We start from the raw sequence: 17872 nt of genomic DNA on the forward strand, positions 1-17872 counted from the left end.
CGTCCGGCTAGCGCTGGATGCTGCCACCAGTCACATTGACACGGTCGCCGCTGCGGAAATCGGGCGTGGTGCCGTGGGTGACCACCTGCGTGCTGCCGTCGTCCATGCGCACGGTGACGCGATAGGACTGGCTGCCGCCGCCGGCGCTGCCGGTGGCGCCGGCAGCGCCGCTGCTGCCCATCGACGAATCGCCCTCGGTGATGCCGCTCGACGCCGGCAGGATCTCGATCGCCAGCACGGTGCTGTTGGGCGCCGCGCTGGCCGCGGCGGCGCCCGCGGTCGATGCGCTGCCGCCGCGGTCGTCCTGCATGCTGGAGGTGCCGGAGCCGCTGCTGCCGGAGGCGCCAGAGCTGCCTGAGGCGCCCGAGCTGTCCGAGGTGTCCGTGCTGCCCGAGACGCCCGCGCTGTCCTGGGTGCCATCGGTGGTCGTGCCGCTGCTGCCCGAGGTGCCGGAGCTGCCGCTGGTGCCCGAGCCGTACTCGCTGGTCCCGGTGCTGCCGCTGCTGCCGCTAGTGTCACTCGACGATTCGCCACGCATGGCGGCGCACCCCGAAATGGCGAGCGCGACCGCCAGCAGGCCCGCCATGGCCACGCTCTGGTGAGTTTGCTTCATGATCAACTCCTCGTTTGGATGTTTAGTGGGGGATGTGACGATGCCGCGCGCCACGAGGATAAGAGGCGGGAAGTGCGTCAGCGTTCCAGCTGACTTCCTTTGGAGGCCGGTTCGATCAAGCGGGAGGGTTCTTTGCGGAACCCGAACGGAGGATGATGGTCAGTGTCGGCCGGGCGCCGCCGCCGGCCGCGGCGCGAGGGTGGCCAGCACCGCCAGCACGGTGGAGGCGAGGGTGGCGGCCGTGACATCGACCAGCCAGTCGCGCACGTCGCCCGAGCGATACGGGAAGAAACTCTGCACCCATTCGTCGACGGCGCCCATCAGCGCGACGGCCAGCATCGCCTTCAGGGCGCGCTGCAGCGGCGTGCCGGTGGCGCCCAGGAACCACAAGGCGGCCAGGAAGGCGTAGGTCATGCCGTGCAGCACCACGCCGGACGCATAGGCGCCGACCTCGGCGCGGGCGCCGGGAATCGAGCCCGCCACCAGAATGGCCAGCAGCCCGAGCAGGGCGAAGGCATGCAGGGCGCGGCGGACTTTGGCTGGAGGCTGCAACAGGGACGACAGGGCGGGCATCGATACGGAAGGAAAAGGTAAGCGTTCGAAACGCCAACCTTACCACGCCATGCAGCCAATCACCCGCACGCCAATACCAGTTCAGATCGTCAGGGCTGGCGCGCCGTCCGCGTAATGGGCGTCGAAGCAGCTTTCGCAATCGGCACAGAACAGGTGGGCCATGCGCACACTGCCCTGTCGCAAGACCAGCTTCAGGTGGGTTTGCTGGCACTTGGGGCAGACTTCGCGGACGCTGCCGAAGGTGAGCAGGTTGAGCGGCGTGCTGTCGCTGTCGAGCCTGTCGACGACGACGCGCGGATTGAGTTCGCTCAGGACGAGGTCGCCATCTTCATGCTGACGGCGGCAAGTGTCGGGCGCGGCGCTGGCTGGTACACGTAAGTTCATAGGACGGGTTCCCTTGGACGTTTCGTGGTACGAGGTCTTCCGACCCGAGGCCGAATCGGAAGCGCGAACTTTATGATAGCCAAATCAGCGACGGCTTCAAGCGTTGTGACAATTTTTTTAGCGCGAGTTGCGCTGGGGCAGAGAATAAGATCGACCTGCAACGGAACTGGTTCCTGGATGGACAGGCAAAAAAATGCCCGCTGGTGGCGGGCACAACCCAAGATCGGGCCAAGAGATACGACAAATCGGTTGGTGTGGAGCACCCGGGGCGCCGCACACCTGCTGTCATCAGGCATATCGGTTGCGTGTATGACAGGTGATTCTTAGTATAGGCAGCGTTTGTGACGCGATTGTGACGAAGCGCAAAGTTCTGACGGTATCAAATGACCGGCGAACGCCCGCCATGTCATCAGCGTGCGTTATACGTAGAACTACGTAGCGACGGCCTTCCTTGCTTTTTTCGGCAAAAAAAAAGCCCGCTCTTGTGCGGGCTTAAAACTATTTTCTTGGAGGAGAATAGTGGAGACAGGTGTAATTATCGGGGTCGGCGATGCAGGTGTCCAATTGCGAGTTCGGATACCAGACATGCGCTACAGTAATATCTGCTCCACTTGTACGGGTTTTCAGTCGCGTACCGGCACCGTGTAGTTCAGCGCCATGCGGCCGCCGTCGGCGTACAGCGTCTGGCCGGTCATGTACGAGGCGTCGTCGCTGGCCAGGAAGGCGGCGATCGAGGCGACTTCTTCCGGCTCGCCGCAGCGGCCCAGCGGCGTGCGCGACAAGATGGTGTGGCGCGCTTCCGGGCTGCCCAGCACGGCCTGCTTGGCCAGCTCGGTCAGGATGGTGCCCGGGCCGATCGCATTGACGCGGATGCCATGGTGGGCCAGGGCGATCGACGCCACCCGGGTCAGCTGGTTGACGCCGCCTTTCGACACCACATAGGGCACCTGGTTCGGGATGGTCAGTTCGGCATTGACGCTCGACATATTGATGATGCAGCCGCCTTCGCCCCGTTTCACCATATCGCGCGCCGCCGCCTGGCTGCACAGGAACATCGATTTCAGGTTGATGCGCAGCACGCGGTCGAAATCGTCTTCTTCCAGATCCAGGAAATCGGCCGCGTGGGTCACGCCCGCGTTGTTGACCAGGATGTCGATGCGCCCGAAAGCGTCGAGCGTGGCCTGGACCATCGCATCGACTTCTTTCTTGACGCCGACGTCGGCGCGGAAGAAGCGGGCGGCGTCGCCCAGGCTGGCGGCGGCCTGCGCGACTTCGGGCTTCTGGTCGACGAGCATCACGCGCGCGCCTTCGCGCACCAGGCGCTGGGCGCAGGCCAGGCCAATGCCCTGGCTGGCGCCGGTAACGATGGCGATTTTCTGCTTGAGTTTCATGGCGGGCTTTCGTAGAGAGGCAAAGTCCGCCATTCTAACCACTCGCCGTGGCTACCCAAAATGCATGATCGTCGATCTGCGTGTAAGTTTTTCGCGCGGCGCGCTACTAAGCGGGTATCTCCACCACAACGAGAACAAAAATGACCCGCAAGCATCTCGCCCTTGCCTGGACCCTGTTCCTGGCGATGCTGCTGTACACCAGCCTGGCCGCCGCCCTGGAACCCTGCCACCTGCCGAACCTTCCCGAGCGGGTCGAGTGCGGCACGCTGGAGGTGCCGGAAGACCGCGCCAACCCGGCCGGCCGCCGCATCACCATCCATTTCGCCCGCATCAAGGCCACCGCGAAACCGGCGGCGCCCGACCCACTGCTGGTGCTGGCCGGCGGTCCCGGCCAGGCCGCCACGGATTACGGGCCGCTCCTGGCCAGCGCCTTCCGTGAAGCGAGGAAGCGCCGTGACATCCTGCTGGTCGACCAGCGCGGCACCGGCAGGTCCAGCCCGCTGCGCTGCCCGATGCCCGAACAGGCCATCGCGCGAGGCGACACGGCAAGCGCCCAGGCCAGCCTGCGCGCCTGCCTGGCCGCGCTCGAGGCCGACCCGCGCCACTTCCATACCGAAGCCGCGCTGGCCGATTTCGAGGACCTGCGGCGCGCGCTCGGCTACCGCCAGTTCAGCCTGTGGGGCGGTTCCTACGGCACCCGCACCGCGCTGATGTATGCGCGGCGCTACCCCGGCAGCGTGCGCGGCATGGTGCTCGATTCGGTGGCGCCGCCCAATGCCCGCATCCTGCTGTCGTCGCGTCACGCCCAGGCCGCGCTCGAACGCCTGCTGGCCGACTGCGCCGCCGACGAGGGCTGCGCCAGGGCCTTCCCGAATCTGGCGCGCGAGCTCGACGCCGTGCTGGCGCTGCCGAGCCTGGGCCCGCACCAGGCCGCGGCCGTGCCCCAACTGCTGCGCGGCGCCATGTACAGCGCCCAGCATGCCAGCGTGCTGCCGTTCGCCATCCACGCCGCCGCCAATGGCCGGCCGCAGCCGCTGCTGGCCCTGTACGACGCACTGGCCGGCTGGAGCCTCGAAGGCATGACCTTCGGCCAGACCCTGTCGGTGCTGTGCGCCGAAGAAGCGCCATTCACCGATGCCGCCGCGATGCGCGAGGACGGCGCCGGCAGCCGTTTCGGCGAAGCTTATGCCAGGGGCTGGCGCGACTGGTGCGCGGTATGGCCGGCCGCGCGCTTCGATCCCCGACTGAGTGCCGAACTGACGCGCGCCGTGACGTCCGACATCCCGACCCTGCTGCTGGCGGGCGGCCTCGATCCGGTCACGCCGCCGGAAAACGCCCACCTGGCGGCCCGCACCCTGCGCCACAGCCGGGTGCTGGTGGCCGCCGGCGCCGGCCATACCTTCAGCGGCGCCGGCTGCGCGCCGCGCCTGATCGCCGCCTTCCTCGAGCATGCCATTCCTGCCGCCGTGGATGGCGCCTGCCTGGCGGCGATTCGCCGTCCCCCGTTCGTGCTGGCCGACGGCCAGCCCACCCTGTAAGGAGCGCCCCATGATCGTCGTGAACAATATCGGCAAGCGCTTCCAGGCCTTGCAGGCCCTGGATGAGGTGAGCTTCAGCGCGCGGCCCGGGACCATCACCGCGCTGCTCGGCCCCAACGGCGCCGGCAAGTCGACCTGCCTGCGCATCTTGTATGGACTGCTGGCGCCGGACAGCGGCACGGTCGCCATCGACGGCATCGACGTGACGCGCGCGCCGCTCGCCGCGCGGCGCCGGCTCGGCATCGTCACCGACGAATTCGGGCTCTATGAGCGGCTCACGCCGCGCGACCACCTGCGCTACTTCGGCCGCCTGCACGGCATGCGCGGCGCCATGCTCGAACGCGCCATCGAGCGCGTCGTGCAGGAGGTGGGACTGGAGGCCGAAGCGGGGCGCGCCTGCAAGGGATTTTCGGCCGGCCAGCGCATCAAGGTAGCGCTGGCGCGCGCCTTGCTGCATGATCCTGCCGTGCTGGTGCTGGACGAGCCCACGCGCGGCCTGGACGTGATGAGCACGCGCGCCGTGCGCGAGGCCCTGGTGCGGGCGCGCTCGCGTGGCGCGGCGGTGCTGCTGTCGACCCACGTGATGCAGGAGGCGGCCCAGTTGTGCGACCAGGTGGTGGTGCTGGCCGCCGGCCGGGTGCGCTTTGCGGGGACGACGCCGGCGCTGCTGGCGCAGACCGGCAGCAGCGGCCTGGAACAGGCATTCGTCGAAGTGATCGGCAGCGATGAGGGGATTGCGGCATGAGGCGTGAAAAATTCGTTGAGAGTTTGTGGATCGTGGTGTCGAAGGAGGTGATGGACGCCGTGCGCGACCGCCGATCGATGATGGCCGGCCTGCTGTTCGCGCTGCTCGGCCCCTTCGTGCTGGCGGGCGTGCTCAAGGCGCTGATCGCGTCCGAGGTCGATGCCGGCACGCGGCCGCTGAACCTGGTCGGCGCGGCGCATGCGCCGGGACTCGTGCGGCACCTGGAAGCGGCGGGTGTCACGCTGCAGGAGCGCAGCGGAAAGCCCGAGGACCTGCTCGCGGCTTCGCCCGGCGCGGTGGTGCTCGAAGTGCCGGCGGGGGCGCCGCGCGAACTGGCGCAGGGACGCGAAGCCACGCTGGCCTTGTGGGCCGACATGTCCGACGACGATGCCAGGCGCCAGGCCCAGCGCGTGCAGGCGCTGGTGGCCGGCTACGGCGCGCAGTTGTCCGGCCAGCGCCTGCTGGGCGCCGGGGTGGCGCCCGGCCACGCCAATGCCTTGCACCTGCAGCTGCGCGACATGGGCGGGCAGGGCGGCCGCACGGCGCTGGTGCTGGGCGCACTGCCGCTGTTCTGGCTGCTCGGCCTGTTCGTCGGCGGCTCGCACGTGGCGCTGGACGCGACCGGTGGCGAGCGCGAACGGCGCTCGCTCGAAGCTTTATTGGCGCAGCCGGTGGCGCCGGGCACGCTGTTCATCGGCAAATGGCTGACCGCCTCGCTGTTCGGCTATGTGAGCAGCGCCGCCGCGCTCCTGCTGTCAGTGGTCGCCCTCGAGCGCCTGCCGCTGTACGAAGTGGGCATGGCCTTCGCGCCGGACGCGGCGATGCAGGCACAGATGCTCTTGACCCTGCTGCCACTGGCGCTGCTGGTGGGCGCCCTGCAATGCGTGGTGGCGCTGCACGCCCGCACCCACAAGGAAGGCCAGATCTACCTGAACCTGCTGCAACTGGCGCCGATGATGCTGATGGTGGAGCAGATCGGGGCCGCGTCCCCGCCCGCCGCCCATCTGCTGCCGATGTTCAGCCAGCACGCGCACCTGGGCGCGCTGGTGAGCGGCGGGGCGCCGGCGCCGCAGTTGCTGGCCCTGTCGGTGGCCGGCTGCATCGGCGGCGCCGCCTTGCTGATCGCCTTCGGCAGCCGGCGCCTGGGCAGCGAACGCTTCGTGTTCGGGCTGTGATGGGCCGATTGCAGGACGCCGAGTTCAAACGCCTGATGGCCGAGCATGGAGGCATGCTGGTGCGCTTCGCCGCCAGCTTCGAACGCAACCGCCACGCGCGCGACGACCTGGTGCAGGACATCATGCTCGCGGTGTGGCAGGCCTTGCCGGCCTTTCGCGGCGAATCGAGCATCAAGACCTATGTGGTCGGCGTGGCGCACCGGCGCTGCGCCAGCCACGTGATGCGCGCGGTGGCGCAGCCGCAGCACGAGGAGCTGGACGAAGAATGGGCCGACCAGCAACCGGGGCCGGAAACCCTGGCCGGCCTGAACCAGCAGCAGCAACGCCTGTTGACGGCATTGCGCCAGCTGCCGGTCGGGCAGCGCCAGCTGGTGCTGCTGGCGCTGGAGGGCATGTCCTATGAAGAGATCGCGCAGCTGCTCGGCATCTCGGTGAATAATGTCGGCGTGCGCCTGAACCGCGCCAAGGCTGCGCTCAAGGAAAGGCTGGAGGAACGATGAACGATGCGGATGAATGGGCCAGGCTGCAGGATGCCTGGGGCGCGGATGCGCCGGTTGCTCCCTTGACGCCGGACGTGACGGCGATGATCGCGCGCGCGCGGCGCCAGCGGCGGCTCATCGTGTTGACGATCCTGGGCGAGTGGATGCTGGCGGCGGTGGGTGCGGGGATGCTGATCCGCGACTGGCCGCGGGCGACGGCCAACGGTTTCATGCTGCTGTGGTGGGTGTACTTCCTGCTGTTCATGGTCGCCGTGATGATCAGCTACACCTGGACCCGCCTGCAAGCGCTGCGCGAGCCGCCAGGGAACAGCCTGCGCGACTGGCTCGGATTACGCCGCCGCCGCGCCTTGCTCAGCCTGCGCCTGGTGCGGCTGACGCGCTGGTCGACCATCCCCATGCTGCCGGCCCCATTCCTCACCCTGTACACGGGGCGCGACGCATGGTCTGCCGCCTGGACGTCGGCGGCGGTGGGCCTGCTGCTGGCTGGCGGCTGGCTGTGGGCGTGGGACAAGGCGCGCCGCATGAAGGCCGAGCTGGCCGAGGTCGACGCCCTGGCGCGCGAATGGCTGGACGAGCCGCAGGACGAGTCGCAGGACGGGACGACTACAGCATGACCGGCCGGTCCGGCAGCTCGTTGGCCCGCTCGCCGCTGGCCGGGAAGTGCTGGCGCAGCAGCTCGTTGACATGGTTGACCGCCGCCAGGGTCGCTTCATGGAAGCTGCCCTGCCTGAAACCCTCGGTCATGGTGCGGCACACGGCCTGCCAGGTGGCGGCGTCGATCTTGCGGTCGATGCCGCGGTCGGCCACGATGTCGACCTTGTGCTCGGCCAGGTTCACGTAGATCAGCACCCCGCAATTGTCTTCGGTGTCCCACACGCCATAGTCGGCGAACAGCGCGATCGCGCGCTGGCGGTTGGTGACGCCTTCCCAGGCCGCTTCGAAAGGCAGGGACTTCTCGACGATCAGGCGCACCTCGCCGCGGTGGGTCTGTTCGCCCAGGTCGATCGCCTCGGCGATCGCGTCCAGGGTCGTGTCGGGGAAGGCCTGTTTCGCCTCGCTCGCGCTGCTCTTCCAGTGGCGCCAGGCGCGGCGCATCTTGTGTGTCATCGATCCCATTACCAGTCTCCCGAGGCGCCGCCGCCGTCGAAGCCACCGCCGCCGCCCGAAAAGCCGCCGCCGCCGAAGCCGCCGCCGCTGCTACCGAAACCGCCACCGCCGCCACGGCTCATATTGCCGATGATGTTGCCGAGGACGAAGCCGGTGGTGGCGCTGCCCCAGTGCGACTGGCCGCGGCGGGTGCCGATGGTGCGGCCGCGCGGCCGGAACACCGAACGCAGCATGGAGGCGCCGATGATGATCAAAAAGATCGCCCACAACGGAAAGCCGCCGTCGCTCGCCGCCTGGCGCTGCTGTTGCTGCGGTGGCGGCGCCGGGAAAGCTTCCTGGTTGAGCAGGGTGGCGATGGCGCCGACGCCGGCGACCAGTCCCTCGTAATAATGCTCTTGCTTGAAATGCGGCGCGATCACGTCCTGCAGGATGCGCTTCGATTGGGCGTCGGTCAGCACGCCCTGCACGCCGCGCCCGGCCTCGATGCGCAGACGCCGCAGCGCGCTGGGGTTATCGCGCGCCACCAGCAGCAGCACGCCGTCGTCCACGCCCTTGCGGCCCAGCTTCCAGGCATCGGTGACGCGGATGCTGTACTGCTCGATCGCCTCGGGCTCGGTCGACTTCACCAGCAGAACGGCGATCTGGCTGCCGGTCTTGGCCTCATAGTCGGCCAGCACGGCTTCGAGGCGCTGGCGCTGGGCGGCGTCGAGCATGCCGGCCTGGTCGGTGACGCGCGTGGTCAGCGTCGGCACCGGCTGCAGCTGCGCAAAGGCCGGCGTGCCGGTGAACAGCGCGAGCAGCAGGATGCAGAAGAAACGCGATAGTGCGGTCATGCCGGCTTACTTGCCGAAGTCGACCGTCGGCGCGGTCGAAATCGCCTTCTCGTTCTCGACCGTGAACGACGGCTTGGTTTCATAGCCGAACACCATCGCCGTCAAGTTCTTGGGGAACTGACGCACGGTCACGTTGTAATCCTGGACCGAGGCGATATAGCGCTGGCGCGCCACCGTGATGCGGTTTTCCGTGCCTTCCAGCTGCGACTGCAGGTCACGGAAGCTCGCATCGGCCTTCAGGTCGGGGTATTTTTCAGAGACCATCATCAGGCGCGAGAGGGCGCCCGACAGCTCGCCCTGCACCTGCTGGAACTTCTGGAAGGCCTCGGGGTTGTTCAGCACCTCGGGCGTGATCTGGAAGCTGGTGGCCTGGGCGCGGGCGCGGGTCACCGCTTCGAGCGTGGCGCTCTCGTGCGAGGCATAGCCCTTGACGGTGTTGACCAGGTTCGGAATCAGGTCGGCGCGGCGCTGGTACTGGTTCACCACCTCGCTCCATGCCGCCTTGGTGGCCTCGTCCTTGGTCTGGAAGTCGTTGTAGCCGCAGCCGGACAGCAGGGCGCCGGCCAGGACGGCGCCGCCGAGAAGACGGGTCCAGCGATAGAAGAAGGAATTGGTCATGATGATGTTTGTGTGTACAAGTTGTCGAATGATCAAAATATACCTGAAACAGACATGCTTGGGCGTCCGGGCGGGCGCCGACTGGCGGCGATGGACCGCCGGCGGGTACAATAATGGGTTTGCATTTACAAAGATACAAGGGGCTAGAGGTGAATTTCATCAACAAACTTTCCGCCGCATGGGCCAGCAACGACTCGCTGCTGTGCGTCGGCCTCGACCCGGACCTGGCGCGCCTGCCAGCCCATCTGCAGGGCCAGCCGGACGCCATCGTCCAGTTCTGCAAGGCCATCATCGACGCTACCGCCGACCTGGCCTGCGCCTTCAAGCCGCAGATCGCCTATTTCGCCGCCCTCGGCGCCGAAGACCAGCTGGAAGAAATCTGCGCCTACCTGCGCGAGAATTACCCGCACATCCCGCTGGTGCTGGACGCCAAGCGCGGCGACATCGGCGCCACCGCCCACCAGTACGCACGCGAAGCCTTCGAGCGCTATGGCGCCGACGCGGTGACGGTCAGCCCCTACATGGGCTTCGACTCGGTCGAGCCGTATATGGAGTGGCCGGACCGCGGCGTAATCGTGCTGTGCCGCACCTCGAACGCGGGCGGCTCCGACCTGCAGTTCCTGGACGTGGCGGGTCGCCCGCTATACCAGCACGTGGCCCAGCTGGTCGCCGAAAAATGGAACCGCAACGGCCAGTGCGCGCTGGTGGTGGGGGCGACCTTCCCGGACGAAATCGCGCAGGTGCGCAAATTGGTCGGCGATATGCCGCTGCTGATCCCGGGCGTGGGCGCCCAGGGCGGCGACGTCGAGGCGACCGTCAAGGCGGGCCGCACGGCTGGTGGGGCGGGCATGATGATCAATTCGTCGCGCGCGATCCTGTATGCGACGCCGCAGCAGGGTGAAGATTTCGCCGCCGCCGCGCGCCGGGTGGCGCGCGAGACGCGCGATGCGATCAACGCGCATCGCTACGGTTGATAGCGCGGCGGCGCTGAGTACTTAGGTTCCCGCCAAGGCGCCCGGCGAGGGCGGGAACGACGTTGTTGGAGTGTGCGGTGAGCGTTGGCTTCAACTTCGCCTACGTCGCCTGGCACGTCGTTCCCGCGCAGGCGGGAACCCAAGTGTGCACGGCCAGTGGCCTAAAAATCGACCTCCGATGAACGTTCGGGTCACGCAAGAGCATGAACATTCTGTGACTTCACTTGGATCCCCGCCTTCGCGGGGATGACGATGCATACGTTGCGTATAAATATTCCGGACGCTAGTGCGCGCAGGCGGGAACCCAAGTCTCCAGAGCACCCGCTAGGTCAATACCGATCCGGCGCAATCGACTCCACATAGTCATACAGCGCCCCCAGAATCTCCTCGGCACGCTCATCCGCCGTCTCCGACAGCGCATCGATCTCGGTAAACAGCTGGTCCACCGTGCGCGCCCCATGCGCGCCCTCGAACAGCCGCGCCGCGCGGTGCGCCTCCCACAGCTGCATCTCGTCTTCCGACAAGGTATGCGGGAAGTTGCGCGCGCGGTAGCGGAACAATAATTCGTTGAGGCGCTCGTCCTCGAAGCTGACGCGCTTTGCCAGCGCCTCGGGCTTCTGCATGCGCAGGGATTCCAGCTGGCGGCGGTCGTCGCGGCTGACGAAGCCGCCGTACAGGTCTTCGTCGACGTCCACCGCTTCGCCGGCACCGGGTTTTGCCAGCACCTGGGCCCAGATCGCTTTCATGTCCGGCCCGCCGGCCGCCAGCGCGGCGTGCGCGCGGCCGCGTTCCAGGTCGATGTCCCAGCGCGTGGCCAGCTCGGGCCGCAGGGTCTTGAGGTTCCCGACCAGCATCGGCGATTTATTCAGGTGCACACTCTTGATCGGCAGCCGGGTCACGCCTTCGGGCAATTCGCTCGCGCGCGTGTACATGCGGGTGCGAATGGTGTCGGCGTCGAGCGCGAACAGTTCGGACGGGTCGTGGCGGCAATCCCAGACCAGCACCTCGTTCTTGTTGGTCGGATGCTGGGCCAGCGGGTAGACCAGGCCCAGGCAGCCGTACTCCACCGGGAACATGCCGGACACGTGCAGGAAAGGCTGGCGCTGGCCCGGGTCGAGGTGCAGTCCCATCTCGCTGGCGACCCGGTCCTTGCGGCGCAGTTCGAGGCAGAAGTCGAACAGGCGCGGCTGCCTGTCGCGGATCAGGCGCGCCAGCGCGATGGTGGCGCGCACGTCGGACAGCGCATCGTGCGCCGCTTCATGGGCCAGGCCGTTGGCGGCGCTCAGGTGTTCCAGCCTGAAGCTCGGCTTGCCGTCTTCGCGGGTGGGCCATTCGATGCCTTCCGGGCGCAGCGCGTACACCATGCGCACCACATCGAGCAGGTCCCAGCGGCCGCAGTTGTGCTGCCATTCGCGCGCATACGGATCGATCAGGTTGCGCCAGAACAGGAAGCGTGTCACCTCGTCATCGAAGCGGATCGTGTTGTAGCCGACGCCGATCGTGCCCGGCTCGCTGAAGGCGGCTTCGATGTGGCGCGCGAATTCGTGCTCGGGCACTCCCCGTTCGAGGCAGTGCTGCGGGGTGATGCCGGTGATCAGGCAGGATTGCGGGTCGGGCAGGAAGTCGTTGGCCGGCTGGCAATACAGCATGATCGGCTCGCCGATCTCGTTGAGGTCGGCGTCGGTGCGGATCGCGGCGAACTGGGCCGGGCGGTCGCGGCGCGGCACCGCGCCGAAGGTTTCATAGTCGTGCCAGAGGAAGGTATGCGTGCTCATGTGTTGTTGTTGTGTTTGCTGCAATCACAGCGTCAACCGGCATGGTGGCACATCCGCGCGGATCAGTCACGGCCGGCGGCAAAGGTCTTGGATATTGCGTCAGGCGCAGACGCGGTCCCGTCCGGCTTCCTTGGCGCGGTACAGGGCGGCGTCGGCCGCCGCCAGCAGGCTGCGCTCGTCGCCGCCGGGCAGCAGGCTGGCCACGCCGAAGGAGCCGGTCAGGTGCGGCAGCGGCAGGCGCATATCGGGGAACACGACGGCCAGGCGCAGGCGCCGGCACAGGCGTTCGGCGACCCCGGTGGCCATCTCCGGCGTGGTGTCGGGCAGCACCGCCAGCATCTCTTCGCCGCCATAACGCACCGCGAAGTCGGACGGTCGCAGCGCGCCGCGGATCACGCTCGCGGCGGTGGCCAGCGCAGCGTCGCCGGCGATGTGGCCGTGGGTGTCGTTGAAGCGCTTGAAGTGGTCGAGGTCGATCATCACCAGCGACAGCGAGCTGCCGTCGGTGGCCGCGCGCGTCGCCAGCTTGGGCAGCATCTCGTTGAGCCAGGCGCGGTTGTACAGGCCCGTGAGCGGGTCGTTGAGCGAGAGCTGGCGGTAGAATTCGCCCAGCTTCTGGCGCCGGCGCAGCAGGGCGTTGGTGGCGCGGATGCGGAACGACAGCAGGCGCAGCAGGTTACGCGCCAGCACACCCGAACGTTCGATCAGCGTCCACACCATATCGGATTCGATCACCAGGAGTTCGGTGTCCTCGAGCGCCGTCATCGCCGCCAGGTTCAGCGCGTCGTCCAGCACCGCCTGTTCGCCGACGCTCTCGCCCGGGAGGATGCGGCTGGTGTTGCCCTCGTCGCCGGCATGGGCGTCGGGTGCGATCTCGAGCGCGCCCGACAGCACGATGTACAGGCGCGCCTGGCCGCCATCGTCGATGCGGCGGCCGCGCGCCATGCGCACGACGGCGCAGCCGGCCACCATCGCGGCGATGGCCGGGTCGGTCTCGTCGCGAAACAGGTGCAGGTCGCGGATGGTCGTGCGGGAAGCACCGAAGGTGCCGATGTGTTCCAAGTGGGGCCTCGAGCGAATCGCGTAAGGTTGAGTCCTTACAGCATTGAAATGATAGCCTATCGGACCTGGAATGCGTATTCGGCGCGCCTTAAACAACAATGGTGACATGGCTGCATGACTGATTCTGACAATTCGCTGGATGATGTGCTCATTGATGCGCTCGGGCATGCGCATCGGCCGGCCCCGGACGCGCGCATCGTGTCGCTGGTGCCGTCGATCACCGAGCTGCTGTGCGACCTCGACCTGGCGTCGCAGCTGGTCGGCCGCACGGGCTTTTGCATCCACCCGAAGGCGGTGGTGGCGGACATCCCCAAGGTGGGCGGCACCAAGGACGTCAACCTCGAGAAGATCCGCAAGCTGGCGCCGACCCACGTCGTGGTCAATATCGACGAGAACGAGAAGCCGACGGTCGACGCGCTGGCGCAGTTCGTACCGAACGTGGTGGTCACGCATCCGCTGGTCCCGCAGGACAACCTGGCGCTGGCGCGCCTGATGGGCGGAATCTTCGGCGCCCGGGAGCAGGCCGCGTCCTGGTGCGCGGCCTTCGGGGACGAACTGGCGCGGCTGCGCGCCTTGCCGGCCGGCCCGGCGCGCACGGTGCTGTACTGCATCTGGCAAGACCCCTGGATGAGCGTGTCGAAGGACACGTATATCGCCGCCATGCTGGCCGAACTGGGCTGGCGCGTGCCCGCGCTGGGAGCGGCGCGCTATCCCCGTTTCGACTGGTCCGAAGCCCTGGTGGACGGGCTTGACGCCGTGCTGCTGTCGACCGAACCCTACCGGTTTACCGAGGCGCACGCGGACGCGCTGGAAAAGCAGATCGGGATTCCCGTGCTGCTGGTCGATGGCGAGATGATGTCGTGGTATGGAAGCCGGGCCCTGGCGGGCCTGCGCTATCTGCGCGAAGTGAGGGCAATGCTGGAAGGAAGCGCAGGCTGAAGTGCAGGCCCGGACGGGCCTGCGCTTCATTGGAGCACGATCACATATCCGTCAGGTGCTTGTCGGCGGTTGGATCTTCGGTGTGCGTGATGGACGCGGCGCGCTGCTTGTCGTGCAGGCGGCCGAGCGCGCTGTCGAGGGCGCGCGCCAGCTTGCCGCCAGCGTTGTTGATGGCCTGGTGCAGGTCGGTGGCGTGCTCATGGATGACGATCGGCGCAATGCCGGTCAGGCGTGCTTCGAGCATGCACGAATTGCCGCCGTCCGCCTTTTTCTCCTTGTTCTCATTACTCAAGTGAACGTCAACGCGGTTGACCTGGTCGCCAAAACGACCGATGGAGGTGCGCACGACTTCCTGCACGTGCTCGTCCAGGCCCTGATGCTTGTTGATGGTGTTGTCGGTATTTACATTGATCTGCATGGATGGCTCCTGTAAGTCGTTACGGCTTCATCTTACACCTCTCGCGATTTTCGCCGCGCCCGCTCTGTTGGCGTCTTGCTAATTCCAATTCTTTATCGATGTTGCTGAATTGCCACATAGAAATTATTCCCTCGTTTTGTAGGAAGAGTCCTACTAAAATTGCCTGCATCCGCCAATTCTATCGAATTGTTTCACCTTGAGGTCCGAAAGTCACAAGATTCGAAAAAGGTTGCGCGTGTAAAAACCGATAAAACACGCAGACGGCTTCGCGTTACACGGCCGATGCAATGACAGGAACAGGAATTACAAGATGCAATTGAAGCAACTGAAAATCGGCCAGCGCCTGGCGCTCGCCTTTGGCCTGGTACTGGTGCTGCTGGCCGTCGTACTGGCAACCGGCGTTCAAAAACTGAGCGCCATGAACGATTTGCTGGTCAAGGTCGTGGAAGTGAACAACGCACGCATCGACGCCGCCGGCGCGATGCGCGACAACCTGCGCCGGATCTCGATCGCCGTGCGCGACATGACCATCATTTCGGACGAAGCCCAGATGCAGGAACAGTCGAGCGCGATTGCCAAGGCGCGCGACGCCTACGAGGCCGGCGCCAAACTGCTGGATGGGTCGATCACGTCCGACGAAGGCAAGGCCCAGCTGGCCAATACCGCTGCGGCCGCCGCCAAAGTGCTGCCGCTGATCGCCAAGGGCGAAGCGCTGGCGCGGCAAAACGACCTCGATGCTGGCCGGGATTTCCTGCGCGGCGAGTTCGTGCCGGCCATGCGCGGCTGGACCACCTCGATCGACGACATCATCACGCTGCAGAGCACGCGCAACAACGAAGACCAGGCGCGTGGACGCGACGCCTATGCGCAGGCGCGCGTGCTGATGTTCAGCGTCGGCGGCTTCGCCCTGATCGCGGCGGTCGCCATCGCCTGGCTGATCACCCGCTCGATCACCCGTCCGCTGAACCGGGCCGTGGAAGTGGCGCGCACCGTCGCCGCCGGTGACCTCTCCAGCCACATCGAGGTGACCTCGCTGGATGAAACCGGCCAGCTGCTGGGCGCGCTGAAAGACATGAACACGAACCTGCGCGACATCGTCAGCCAGGTGCGCGAAGGCACCGACACCATCGCCACCGCCTCGGACGAGATCGCGTCGGGCAACCTGGACCTGTCGAGCCGTACCGAACAACAGGCCAGCTCGCTGGAAGAAACCGCGTCGTCGATGGAAGAACTGACCTCGACCGTCAAGCAGAACGCCGAACACGCACGCCAGGCCAATGGCCTGGCGCGCTCGGCCTCCGACGTCGCCACCCGCGGCGGCGCGGTGGTGTCCGACGTGGTCGAGACCATGGGCGCCATCCATGCGTCGGCCAGCAAGATCGTCGACATCATCTCGGTGATCGACGGCATCGCCTTCCAGACCAATATCCTGGCGCTGAACGCGGCCGTCGAAGCGGCGCGCGCCGGCGAGCAGGGCCGCGGCTTTGCCGTGGTGGCGAGCGAGGTGCGCAACCTGGCCCAGCGTTCGGCCAGCGCGGCCAAGGAAATCAAGACCCTGATCGACGACTCGGTGAACAAGGTCGACGAAGGCAGCCGCCTGGTGAGCCAGGCCGGCGCCACCATGGACGAGATCGTCGTGAGCGTCAAACGAGTCACCGACATCATGGGCGAGATCACGGTCGCCAGCCACGAGCAGGAAAACGGCATCGAGCAGATCAACCAGGCGGTCAGCGAAATGGATGCGGTGACCCAGCAGAACGCGGCCCTGGTCGAAGAGGCCGCCGCCGCCGCCCAGTCGCTGAAGGAACAGTCGGCGCTGCTGGCCGAGACGGTCAGCGTGTTCAACCTGGGGACCGGCCAGCGCAATGCCGGCGCGGCCCGTCCGGCATCGGTAGCGTCGGCGTCACACCGGCGCGCGCTGGCGGTAGCCTGAAGCCAGGGCGCGGGAGTCTAGTTTCCGCGCTCTTTTTCGTGGTGCGGGAAGCGGTCCATCCTTGACAGCACCGGGAACAGCACCGCCCACAGCCCGGTGACCACCAGCGTGGCGACGCCGCCCAGCAGGATGGCGCGCGTCAGGCCCAGCCAGCCGGCGGTGACGCCCGATTCGAATTCCCCGAGCTCATTCGAGGCGCCGATGAACACCGAGTTCACGGCGCTGACCCGGCCGCGGATCTCGTCCGGCGTCTCGTACTGCACCAGCAGGTGGCGGATGTAGACGCTGACCATGTCGCCCACGCCGAGCAGGAACAGGGCGGCCATGGCTACGGGTAAGCTGTCGGTCAGGCCGAGCAGGATCACGCACATGCCGTACAGCGCGACGCCGCCGAACATCCAGGCGCCGACCCGGCGCGTGATCGGGAACATCGCGAGCGTGATCGAACACAGGGCGGCGCCGACGCCGGGCGCGGTGCGCAGGAAGCCGAGGCCGGTGGGCCCGGCGCCCAGGATGTCGTGGGCGTAGGCCGGCAGCAGGGCGGTGGCGCCGCCGAACAGCACCGCGAACAGGTCGAGCGAAATGGCGCCCAGCACGATCGGGCGCGAGCGCACGAAGCGCAGGCCCTCGAGCAGCGTGTGCCAGCTGACCGGCGCCTTGTTGATGATTTGCCCGATACTGCGCGTGTTCGTCATCAGGAGCACCGCCAGCGCCAGCAGGCTGGCGGAGGTCATGTGCACGATCTGCGCGCCGAACACATACAGCAGGCCGCCGACGATCGGCCCCAGGATCATCGCCACGTGCATGGTCGACGAGCCGAGCGCCACCGCCTGGCTGAATTCGCGGTCGGGCACCAGGTTCTTGAGCACCGCCTGCGAGGCCGGCATCATGAAGGCGCGCGCGCTGCCGAACACCACCAGGATCGCGAACACCGGCCACACGACCGTGCTGCCGCTGGCGGTAAACGCGATCAGCAGCGCGCTGCACACCAGCTGCACCGCCATGCAGGCCATGACGATCAGGCGCCGGTTGTAACGGTCGGCCACGTGGCCGGCCCACAGGATAAACAACAGGAACGGCGCGAATTGCGCCAGGCCGATCAGGCCGAGATCGAACAGGCTGCCGGTGATCTGGTACACCTGCCAGCCGATCGCCACGCTCTGCATCTGGACGGCGAAGGTGGCGAGGAAGCGCGCCGAGAGATAGAAGGCGAGATTGCGGTTGCGCAGGACGCCGAGGCGGCCGGAGGGAGACAGCAGGGACATGGATTGTTCGGGCGATTCGGACGAGCCTG

General features: G+C 67.0%; 19 protein-coding genes. 8 read left to right on the forward strand and 11 right to left on the reverse strand.

What is annotated here, in order from left to right:
- Positions 1-7: 7 nt before the first annotated feature.
- The 4 genes from SOM61_RS07850 to SOM61_RS07865 all read right to left on the reverse strand — a co-directional run bounded on the left by SOM61_RS07850 (position 8) and on the right by SOM61_RS07865 (position 2961).
- Positions 8-613, reverse strand: coding sequence for a hypothetical protein (locus SOM61_RS07850; RefSeq protein WP_320473564.1), 606 nt, complete (start codon positions 611-613; stop codon positions 8-10).
- A 159-nt stretch (positions 614-772) separates the two neighbouring features.
- On the reverse strand, positions 773-1186 hold the full coding sequence (locus tag SOM61_RS07855; RefSeq protein WP_320473565.1) for a VanZ family protein: 414 nt from the start codon (positions 1184-1186) through the stop codon (positions 773-775).
- An 81-nt stretch (positions 1187-1267) separates the two neighbouring features.
- Positions 1268-1570, reverse strand: coding sequence for a hypothetical protein (locus SOM61_RS07860; RefSeq protein WP_320473566.1), 303 nt, complete (start codon positions 1568-1570; stop codon positions 1268-1270).
- Between the two features lie 623 nt (positions 1571-2193).
- On the reverse strand, positions 2194-2961 hold the full coding sequence (locus SOM61_RS07865; RefSeq protein WP_320473567.1) for an SDR family NAD(P)-dependent oxidoreductase: 768 nt from the start codon (positions 2959-2961) through the stop codon (positions 2194-2196).
- 140 nt (positions 2962-3101) lie between these two features.
- Between SOM61_RS07865 and SOM61_RS07870 the strand changes: the two genes are divergently transcribed.
- The 5 genes from SOM61_RS07870 to SOM61_RS07890 are packed head-to-tail and all read left to right on the forward strand — an operon-like array spanning position 3102 to position 7533.
- Positions 3102-4499 carry an alpha/beta hydrolase gene (locus SOM61_RS07870; protein WP_320473568.1) on the forward strand — a complete coding sequence of 466 codons (1398 nt, stop codon included), beginning with the start codon at positions 3102-3104 and terminating at the stop codon, positions 4497-4499.
- A gap of 10 nt (positions 4500-4509) precedes the next feature.
- On the forward strand, positions 4510-5244 hold the full coding sequence (locus tag SOM61_RS07875) for an ABC transporter ATP-binding protein (protein WP_320473569.1): 735 nt from the start codon (positions 4510-4512) through the stop codon (positions 5242-5244).
- Complete coding sequence (locus tag SOM61_RS07880) at positions 5241-6419, forward strand: ABC transporter permease (RefSeq protein ID WP_320473570.1); 1179 nt, start codon at positions 5241-5243, stop codon at positions 6417-6419. The genes SOM61_RS07875 and SOM61_RS07880 overlap by 4 nt, the downstream gene beginning before the upstream one ends.
- Positions 6419-6919, forward strand: coding sequence for an RNA polymerase sigma factor (locus tag SOM61_RS07885; RefSeq protein ID WP_320473571.1), 501 nt, complete (start codon positions 6419-6421; stop codon positions 6917-6919). The genes SOM61_RS07880 and SOM61_RS07885 overlap by 1 nt, the downstream gene beginning before the upstream one ends.
- Positions 6916-7533 (forward strand): hypothetical protein, encoded by a 618-nt coding sequence (locus SOM61_RS07890; protein ID WP_320473572.1) that lies wholly within the window; start codon positions 6916-6918, stop codon positions 7531-7533. Before SOM61_RS07885 ends, SOM61_RS07890 begins: the two co-directional genes overlap by 4 nt.
- On the opposite strand, the gene SOM61_RS07895 is transcribed toward SOM61_RS07890, so the two are convergent.
- The 3 genes from SOM61_RS07895 to SOM61_RS07905 are packed head-to-tail and all read right to left on the reverse strand — an operon-like array spanning position 7523 to position 9477.
- On the reverse strand, positions 7523-8035 hold the full coding sequence (locus SOM61_RS07895; protein WP_320473573.1) for a TPM domain-containing protein: 513 nt from the start codon (positions 8033-8035) through the stop codon (positions 7523-7525). The genes SOM61_RS07890 and SOM61_RS07895 overlap by 11 nt on opposite strands.
- Positions 8035-8859 (reverse strand): TPM domain-containing protein, encoded by an 825-nt coding sequence (locus SOM61_RS07900; protein WP_320473574.1) that lies wholly within the window; start codon positions 8857-8859, stop codon positions 8035-8037. The genes SOM61_RS07895 and SOM61_RS07900 overlap by 1 nt, the downstream gene beginning before the upstream one ends.
- Positions 8860-8865: 6 nt before the next feature.
- Positions 8866-9477 carry a LemA family protein gene (locus SOM61_RS07905; protein WP_320473575.1) on the reverse strand — a complete coding sequence of 204 codons (612 nt, stop codon included), beginning with the start codon at positions 9475-9477 and terminating at the stop codon, positions 8866-8868.
- Between the two features lie 149 nt (positions 9478-9626).
- On the opposite strand from SOM61_RS07905, the gene pyrF reads away from it, so the two are divergent.
- Complete coding sequence (pyrF, locus tag SOM61_RS07910) at positions 9627-10451, forward strand: orotidine-5'-phosphate decarboxylase (RefSeq protein ID WP_320473576.1); 825 nt, start codon at positions 9627-9629, stop codon at positions 10449-10451.
- A 329-nt stretch (positions 10452-10780) separates the two neighbouring features.
- Here pyrF and sbcB read toward each other — a convergent pair whose 3' ends face one another.
- Both sbcB and SOM61_RS07920 read right to left on the reverse strand, forming a co-directional pair.
- Positions 10781-12226, reverse strand: a complete 1446-nt coding sequence (sbcB, locus tag SOM61_RS07915) for an exodeoxyribonuclease I (RefSeq protein WP_320473577.1) — start codon at positions 12224-12226, stop codon at positions 10781-10783.
- 99 nt (positions 12227-12325) lie between these two features.
- Entirely contained in the window at positions 12326-13288 is a 963-nt protein-coding gene (locus SOM61_RS07920; RefSeq protein ID WP_320473578.1) for a GGDEF domain-containing protein, read from the reverse strand.
- Between the two features lie 114 nt (positions 13289-13402).
- Here SOM61_RS07920 and SOM61_RS07925 point away from each other — a divergent pair, with 114 nt between their 5' ends.
- Entirely contained in the window at positions 13403-14227 is an 825-nt protein-coding gene (locus SOM61_RS07925; protein ID WP_320473579.1) for a helical backbone metal receptor, read from the forward strand.
- 40 nt (positions 14228-14267) lie between these two features.
- On the opposite strand, the gene SOM61_RS07930 is transcribed toward SOM61_RS07925, so the two are convergent.
- Positions 14268-14645 (reverse strand): HPF/RaiA family ribosome-associated protein, encoded by a 378-nt coding sequence (locus SOM61_RS07930; protein WP_147933966.1) that lies wholly within the window; start codon positions 14643-14645, stop codon positions 14268-14270.
- A 310-nt stretch (positions 14646-14955) separates the two neighbouring features.
- On the opposite strand from SOM61_RS07930, the gene SOM61_RS07935 reads away from it, so the two are divergent.
- Positions 14956-16578, forward strand: a complete 1623-nt coding sequence (locus SOM61_RS07935; RefSeq protein WP_320473580.1) for a methyl-accepting chemotaxis protein — start codon at positions 14956-14958, stop codon at positions 16576-16578.
- Between the two features lie 17 nt (positions 16579-16595).
- Here the strand turns inward: SOM61_RS07935 and SOM61_RS07940 are convergent, their stop codons facing one another.
- Positions 16596-17843, reverse strand: a complete 1248-nt coding sequence (locus tag SOM61_RS07940) for an MFS transporter (protein WP_320473581.1) — start codon at positions 17841-17843, stop codon at positions 16596-16598.
- Between the last annotated feature and the right edge of the window lie 29 nt (positions 17844-17872).

Source organism: Massilia sp. CFBP9012, assembly GCF_034045115.1.
Taxonomy (GTDB): Bacteria; Pseudomonadota; Gammaproteobacteria; order Burkholderiales; family Burkholderiaceae_D; genus Telluria.

Bases quoted from the DNA above. Each gene is read 5' to 3' on its own strand.
- SOM61_RS07885 (WP_320473571.1), top strand. From the start codon at position 6,419: ATGGGCCGATTGCAGGACGCCGAGTTCAAACGCCTGATGGCCGAGCAT.
- SOM61_RS07935 (WP_320473580.1), top strand. From the start codon at position 14,956: ATGCAATTGAAGCAACTGAAAATCGGCCAGCGCCTGGCGCTCGCCTTT.
- SOM61_RS07865 (WP_320473567.1), bottom strand. From the start codon at position 2,961: ATGAAACTCAAGCAGAAAATCGCCATCGTTACCGGCGCCAGCCAGGGC.
- SOM61_RS07930 (WP_147933966.1), bottom strand. From the start codon at position 14,645: ATGCAGATCAATGTAAATACCGACAACACCATCAACAAGCATCAGGGC.
- sbcB (WP_320473577.1), bottom strand. From the start codon at position 12,226: ATGAGCACGCATACCTTCCTCTGGCACGACTATGAAACCTTCGGCGCG.
- SOM61_RS07925 (WP_320473579.1), top strand. From the start codon at position 13,403: ATGACTGATTCTGACAATTCGCTGGATGATGTGCTCATTGATGCGCTC.
- SOM61_RS07850 (WP_320473564.1), bottom strand. From the start codon at position 613: ATGAAGCAAACTCACCAGAGCGTGGCCATGGCGGGCCTGCTGGCGGTC.
- SOM61_RS07890 (WP_320473572.1), top strand. From the start codon at position 6,916: ATGAACGATGCGGATGAATGGGCCAGGCTGCAGGATGCCTGGGGCGCG.
- SOM61_RS07855 (WP_320473565.1), bottom strand. From the start codon at position 1,186: ATGCCCGCCCTGTCGTCCCTGTTGCAGCCTCCAGCCAAAGTCCGCCGC.
- SOM61_RS07870 (WP_320473568.1), top strand. From the start codon at position 3,102: ATGACCCGCAAGCATCTCGCCCTTGCCTGGACCCTGTTCCTGGCGATG.
- SOM61_RS07860 (WP_320473566.1), bottom strand. From the start codon at position 1,570: ATGAACTTACGTGTACCAGCCAGCGCCGCGCCCGACACTTGCCGCCGT.
- SOM61_RS07880 (WP_320473570.1), top strand. From the start codon at position 5,241: ATGAGGCGTGAAAAATTCGTTGAGAGTTTGTGGATCGTGGTGTCGAAG.
- SOM61_RS07875 (WP_320473569.1), top strand. From the start codon at position 4,510: ATGATCGTCGTGAACAATATCGGCAAGCGCTTCCAGGCCTTGCAGGCC.
- SOM61_RS07895 (WP_320473573.1), bottom strand. From the start codon at position 8,035: ATGGGATCGATGACACACAAGATGCGCCGCGCCTGGCGCCACTGGAAG.
- SOM61_RS07940 (WP_320473581.1), bottom strand. From the start codon at position 17,843: ATGTCCCTGCTGTCTCCCTCCGGCCGCCTCGGCGTCCTGCGCAACCGC.
- SOM61_RS07905 (WP_320473575.1), bottom strand. From the start codon at position 9,477: ATGACCAATTCCTTCTTCTATCGCTGGACCCGTCTTCTCGGCGGCGCC.
- SOM61_RS07900 (WP_320473574.1), bottom strand. From the start codon at position 8,859: ATGACCGCACTATCGCGTTTCTTCTGCATCCTGCTGCTCGCGCTGTTC.